Here is a 4,639-nt window from a genome sequence, read left to right as displayed (position 1 = left end):
TGCTGCGAAAATAGGATTGGGACGTTCAAAAACCTTGCATTATCCTTCTTGTAGTACATCGCTTGGTACAAAAAACAAGGGCAACAAAGCCTAAAACGATCGACTCCTGACGACCGGCTACTGACTCCTACCCCCAGGAAAAACTTTTTCAGCAGACCCTATTTAGGGGTGGCTGAATAATGGGAAAAACCTTGTTGGGGAGGAATAGATAATCAGTTTTTAATAACCGGATTTAGTATTAGACGGAGATTGGTGGCTCTCTTAGGTTTGGTGGGTAAAATGTATTCTAAGATACAGTCCTGCTGGCGAGGGAGTGGAAGGAACCACAGAGGCACAGAGGACACAAAGATTGATCGCTTCTATAGTAAGTTAAAATGACCACACAAAGAACAAGAGAGCCGATTGGTTCCCCATCGATATCGAACCTTTTCTGGAAAACCGCCCATAAAATTATCCCAATTCAACTAACTTTATCTACCCTAGAAATAGAGACTTTTCCTAGTAATTAGCATCCTTGGGATAACTACCTGAGATCGATCGAAATGGGATTTAATAAAAATAAGGCCGCATGACTAGCCATTTCTGCTGATAAATAAATCTTTTTATATTTAATAATCCCCGTTTCTAGAAAAGAATCCCTTAACATTGCTTTTGTCCCACTATTAAAATCCGCTTCGTAAAAAACTTCTTTAATTCCCGAAGAAATAATTAGTTTTAAGCAGGAAATACAGGGTTCTAAAGTAACGTAAATACTAGCCCCTTGGGTAGAAATACCGTGTTTGGCCGCTTGAGCGATCGCATTAGCTTCGGCATGAATTGCTCTAGAGGGAATTTCTCCGGATTCTCGACAGGTTCCCAAACCGGGATAACAAAAACCCTGGGCAGTACAATGAACCGTTCCCGATGGCGAACCATTGTAACCCGTGGCTAAAACCTGCCGATCTTTGACAATTACCGCACCGACGGGAAAAGCTAAACAGGTGGATCTGGTGGCGGCTAATTTAGCGATCATTAAAAAATATTCGTCCCAAGTCGGTCTTTTTTCTTCAGAGTTGATCACGGTTTCATACCAAGCTAGAAAAAGCAAAAAAGAGGGGGTTCTCTCTGATAGCTTATCATTAGTTGACCTCTAAACCAATTAAAGCACCACCCTGACCATCGATCACGTGGCCAATGTAGTCACCAGCCTCTTCTAACTGCTCACTGGTTAAGGCATAGCATAAAAACTGAAAAAAACTCGAAAAATTAATAATAATTTAAAGAATTTGACGCTGGAGAATAATCAGATTTTGGCTGATAGCTAAACCTTGACGGCTGGCAAAATAACAGAAATTCTTAAGAAGCTAAAGGGTTTAAATCCCCAGAGAGAGCATTGTAGAATGAAGCGGTTAGTTATCTACTAGAAGATAGGACTTTTCCGTCCCAGCGAAACAATTCTATTCAAATCTTTAACCCAAATTGCCAAGGAGACTGAGTTTTAATGTCTGTTAATTTTCTGGGAGTTGGTTTGTTTCACCCTCTCCTTACCCCTTATCTCGCCCTCCATATTCCTGACGGCTTTTTGAGTCCATCGGTGAGTCTATTTACTTGGATAATTGCCGTTGTCCTGATTGGCTTTTCTCTCAAAAAAGTGCGCGGTCACTACGCTGAACGGGCTGTACCTTTGATGGGAGTTTGTGCCGCCTTTATTTTTGCCGCCCAGATGATTAATTTTCCCATTCCGGGGGGAACCTCCGGACATTTGTTAGGGGGGACCCTCGCGGGGGTTCTGCTCGGTCCCTGGGCGGGTTCTCTGGTGATGGCGGTGGTTTTTATCGTGCAAGCTTTATTTTTTCAAGATGGCGGTTTAACGGTTTTAGGGGCAAATATCGTCAATATGGGTCTGATCGGGACGTTTGGCGGTTATTATCTCTATCTGGGGATTAGAAAAGCCCTCGGTTTTAATAGTTGGCGCAGTATGGCGATCGCTGTTGCCGTGGCTGCTTGGACAAGTGTGGTGGTGGCGGCGTTAGCTTGCGCCCTGCAATTGGCTTTATCGGGTACTGTACCGCCTTTAGTCGCCCTTTTTGCCATGTTATCTTGGCATATCCTCATCGGCATCGGGGAAGCGGTTATTACCGTTTTCGCTGTCGGTTATATCTGGCGAACTCGTCCCGATCTCCTCTACGATCCGCCCCATTCCGTTAATACTTCTGTTTCCCCTTCCTAAGCTTCTCGTCAATAAACCAATTAAGTCGATGAATATTCGCAGAAATAGCCGATTTTTTCTGATTGGCTTAGTATTATCCCTAATTATCGCCGTTTTTCTTTCTCCCTTTGCCAGTCCCGATCCCGACGGACTCGATCGAGTGGCGGAAGACTTGCAATTTAGCAAAAAAGAAGACCCTAACGCCCTAGGTAGTCAATTACCTTTTGCCCGAATTTTTGATGGTTATGCCCTCAAAGGTGTTCCCGAAGGTATCGCCACTCCCATCGCCGGTTTTCTGGGAACTCTTGCCACTTTCGGCATCGCTTGGGGTATCGGTAAATTAGTCATTCCAAAATCCCAAAATCAGGAGTAAGGAGTCGGGACGTGGGGACGTGGGGACGTGGGGACGTGGGGCATTTAGCTGAAATTTCCCTAAATCCCTAAACCCCTAAACCCCTAAATCCCTAAACCCCTAAACCCCTAAATCCCTACATCCCCTTTCTAACTGATAACTGATAACTGATAACTGAATAAATGCTACACATTGCCACTTTTTCTTGCGAAAATGAGCGCCCAAATTTCGGTTTTTGGCAGAGACTCGCGCCCCATACCCGTGTTTTAGTGACTCTTTTGTTAGTTTTTGCCACAGCCTTAACGCCGAATGGTAGCTGGGAAACTTGGGGGATTTACGGATTAGGATTAATTATTTTAATTCTGATCAGTCGGGTGGCTATTCCCGTACTTTTACAAAGAGTAGCGATCGAATTTGTCTTTATCGGTGTGGTTTTATTGGGAACTCTTTTTCGTGATGGCGGGGAAATTCTTTGGTCTTGGGGATTTTTGCGGGTAACTAGCGAGGGATTGCTGGTGTTAGGCAGTGTGGCCCTAAAAGCTTTTCTCTGTCTTTGTACGGTCAATATTCTGGTTTTAACGACAGCAATTCCCGACCTGTTGCAAGCATTAGTTACCCTGAAAACTCCCCCTTTATTGGTGGCAATTTTGGCTTCTATGTACCGTTATCTAGCTGTTTTGATCGCTGAATTTAATTCCATGCGAAGGGCAGCAATTGCGCGCAATTTAATGAGTAGTCCCCGATGGCAACGGTTGCTAGTGGGACACATGATCGGCGCTTTATTTATCCGTACCTACGAACGTGGCGAGCGCATTTATCAAGCCATGTTATCGAGGGGTTACACTGGTTCCTTGCCCTCTGTACAGGTTCCCCAAAGCAAGCTGAAAGATTATCTCGCTATAATTTGCATAGTAATTCTGATCCTCTGGGGTCAAATGGTACATCTGCTCAGTTGACACTCCCGTTGCCTAAACTTGAAGCTAGATTGACAACCTGTTGCCAAAAAAGCCGTCCTCCGCTACGCTAAAGGACGGGGAACCTTAAACCCAATTTTTCGGTAAAAGTCTCGTTTTTCATGCACCACAACCCGATTTTTATTGAAAACCTAGTTTATACCTATCCTGACGGCACAGAAGCGTTAAAGGGTATTAATTTAGCCATTGAAGCTACGGAAAAGGTGGCTTTGGTCGGGGCAAATGGATCGGGAAAATCCACCTTATTACTGCATTTTAACGGTATTCTCCCGCCGCAAACGGGTAAAATCACCGTCGGTCCCTACCAAGTTAAACCGGAGAATTTAGAAAATATCCGCAATTTTGTCGGTTTAGTCTTCCAAAACCCCGACGATCAGCTATTTATGCCCACTGTCTGGGAAGATGTGACTTTTGGCCCGATGAATCAGGGAATTCGCGGAGAGGATTTAAACCATCGCTGTCATCATGCTTTACACGCGGTGGGATTGGATTCCCAGCATTATGGTAAGAGAAACAGTCAGAATCTATCGGGGGGTGAAAAAAAACGCGTGGCGATTGCGGGGGTTTTAGCCATGTTACCGCAGGTCTTAGTTTTTGATGAACCTAGCGCCCAACTAGACCCCCGGTCCCGTCGGCAATTAATACAACTGTTAGCCACTTTACCCCAAACCCAAGTGATCGCTACCCACGATCTCGATCTGGCTTTAGAATTATGCGATCGCACGGTTGTTTTAAATCGTGGTCAGGTGGTGGGAGAGGGAGAAACCGCTAAGATTTTAAGTAATCGGGAATTTTTGGAACAACACGACCTGGAAATACCCCTTTGTTATAGTCGTCCCTACTGTGCGATCGCTGATGCGCCCTCACAAGTCAGTGATCAGTGATCAGTGATCAGTTATCAGTTATCAGTTATCAGATGTGAGTTTTCAGTTCACCGATTACTGTTTACTGGACGGCTACGCCGTGCCTTTGGCAACACTGAAAAAAAGCTCCCTTTTCCCCCCTCATAGACAGTCTTAACGAGTGATTTAGATAGGGCTTGCTGAATAAATCTAAAAACCTTGTTGGGTAAGACTTTTAGACTTTTTGTCAATCAAAAAGTACCAGTTGTGGGAGAGATAGGGG

General features: G+C 44.6%; 6 protein-coding genes. 5 read left to right on the top strand and 1 reads right to left on the bottom strand.

What is annotated here, in order from left to right:
* Nucleotides 1-374: 374 nt before the first annotated feature.
* A complete protein-coding gene (locus PX481_RS06460) occupies nucleotides 375-509 on the top strand; it encodes a hypothetical protein (RefSeq protein ID WP_256378314.1) in 135 nt (44 codons plus the stop codon).
* Nucleotides 510-523: 14 nt separating this feature from the next.
* Here PX481_RS06460 and PX481_RS06455 read toward each other — a convergent pair whose 3' ends face one another.
* On the bottom strand, nucleotides 524-1,060 hold the full coding sequence (locus PX481_RS06455; protein ID WP_043995593.1) for a deoxycytidylate deaminase: 537 nt from the start codon (nucleotides 1,058-1,060) through the stop codon (nucleotides 524-526).
* Between the two features lie 420 nt (nucleotides 1,061-1,480).
* Between PX481_RS06455 and PX481_RS06450 the strand changes: the two genes are divergently transcribed.
* The 4 genes from PX481_RS06450 to PX481_RS06435 all read left to right on the top strand — a co-directional run bounded on the left by PX481_RS06450 (nucleotide 1,481) and on the right by PX481_RS06435 (nucleotide 4,398).
* A complete protein-coding gene (locus tag PX481_RS06450; RefSeq protein WP_288094040.1) occupies nucleotides 1,481-2,209 on the top strand; it encodes an energy-coupling factor ABC transporter permease in 729 nt (242 codons plus the stop codon).
* 28 nt (nucleotides 2,210-2,237) lie between these two features.
* Entirely contained in the window at nucleotides 2,238-2,561 is a 324-nt protein-coding gene (locus PX481_RS06445) for a PDGLE domain-containing protein (protein ID WP_288094038.1), read from the top strand.
* Nucleotides 2,562-2,722: 161 nt separating this feature from the next.
* On the top strand, nucleotides 2,723-3,496 hold the full coding sequence (cbiQ, locus tag PX481_RS06440; RefSeq protein WP_002761798.1) for a cobalt ECF transporter T component CbiQ: 774 nt from the start codon (nucleotides 2,723-2,725) through the stop codon (nucleotides 3,494-3,496).
* A gap of 119 nt (nucleotides 3,497-3,615) precedes the next feature.
* On the top strand, nucleotides 3,616-4,398 hold the full coding sequence (locus PX481_RS06435; RefSeq protein WP_002761800.1) for an energy-coupling factor ABC transporter ATP-binding protein: 783 nt from the start codon (nucleotides 3,616-3,618) through the stop codon (nucleotides 4,396-4,398).
* The last annotated feature ends 241 nt before the right edge of the window (nucleotides 4,399-4,639 follow it).

It is taken from the genome of Microcystis sp. M53603_WE2, from assembly GCF_030065435.1.
The sequence above is the reverse complement of the archived record's forward strand: the minus strand, read 5'-3'. Positions and strand labels throughout refer to the sequence as shown.